Source organism: Azospirillum sp. B4 (assembly GCF_000333275.1).
In the GTDB taxonomy this organism is placed as follows: domain Bacteria; phylum Pseudomonadota; class Alphaproteobacteria; order Azospirillales; family Azospirillaceae; genus Nitrospirillum.
The window spans coordinates 1-1352 of sequence record NZ_BACU01000577.1; the positions used below are offsets into that span (position 1 = coordinate 1).

Annotated in this window: 1 protein-coding gene; it reads right to left on the reverse strand. The window is 68.2% G+C overall.

Annotated elements, in window-relative coordinates; translation table 11 throughout:
* Positions 1-111 precede the first annotated feature (111 nt).
* Positions 112-1352 (reverse strand): metallopeptidase TldD-related protein (locus tag I55_RS25970; RefSeq protein WP_049974506.1); only part of this gene is annotated, 1241 nt, incomplete at its 5' end.

Sequence of the window (1352 nt, forward strand, 5' to 3'; positions counted from 1 at the left end):
CGCCGAGGGCATGGCTGGTGGGTGCGCCCAGCGCGCGTGGGCGCCGCCGGGCAGGCGATCCTGTTCATCCACGGCGGCGGCTATGTCATGGGCACGGCCCAGGCCTACATGTCACACACTGCCACTTACAACCATCTCATCAATGCGCAGGGTCGGTTGGCCCACGCTGACGCTCACTGTCTGGCCCGCTTTGCCGCAGGTCGCGATTCCCTCATCCAGTGCCCAGTCATGGCCGACGGCACGGATGTGGCGCAGCGCCTCATGTCCCACGCCCACCAGCGTCACCCCCTTCACCGGGGCGGTGATCTTGCCGTCCTCGATGAGGTAGGCCTCGACGGCGGTGAAGTTGAAACGGCCGCTGGTGATATCCACCTGGCCGCCCCCCATCCGGGGGGCATAGATGCCACGCGCCACCGACGCGACGATGTCGGTCGGATCCTCCTGGCCGGCCAGGAGGAAGGTGTTCGTCATCCGCGGCATGGGAAGATGCGCATAGGACTGGCGCCGCGCATTTCCCGTCGGCCTCATGTTCATGAGGCGGGCGTTCAGGCGGTCCTGCATCAGCCCCGTCAATACGCCGTTCTCAATGAGGGCGTTCCTTTGCCCAGGCGTTCCTTCGTCATCGATGCCGACGCTGCCCAGCCGGCCGGGCAAAGACCCGTCATCCAGCACCGTCACCGTCTCGGGCGCGATCCGTTCCCCCATCCGGCCGGCGAAGGCGGAAAGACCCTTACGGTGGTGATCACCCTCCAGGCCGTGGCCGACCGCCTCATGGAACAGGACACCGGCATAGCCCGGCCCCAGCACCACCGGCATCACCCCCCCTGGCGCTGGCCGGGCGTCCAGGTTGACGGTGGCGACACGCACGGCCTGGGACACGGTGGACGCCACCGCCTCATCCCCCAGGCCCTCCAGGCCGTAGCGCCCACCAACGCCGGCACTTCCTTGCGCGCGGGCGCCGGCACGCTCCAGCACGACATGGATGAACAGCCGCGTCACCGGACGCGCGTCGGCAACCAACTGCCCATCGGTATTGGCGATCAACACCACCCGGTGCGACGATGACAAGGACGCGTTGACCTGGCGAACGCCGGGATGCGCCGCCCTGGCCAACATGTCCACCTTCTCCAGCAGTTGGACCCAGGGCAACAGGTCGGCGGACGCCAAGGGATCCGTCCCGGGGTATAGCCCATGATCCGTCAACTGCGGGATGAGCGACACCGAGGGAGCGGCCGCCACCCCGCCGCCCAACCGGGTCAGAGCCTGCACCGTCCGATGCGCGGCCCTTATGGCCCCCGGGCGGAAGTCACCGGTATGCGCGAAGGAAACCTGATCGCCACGCNCGGCGGAGC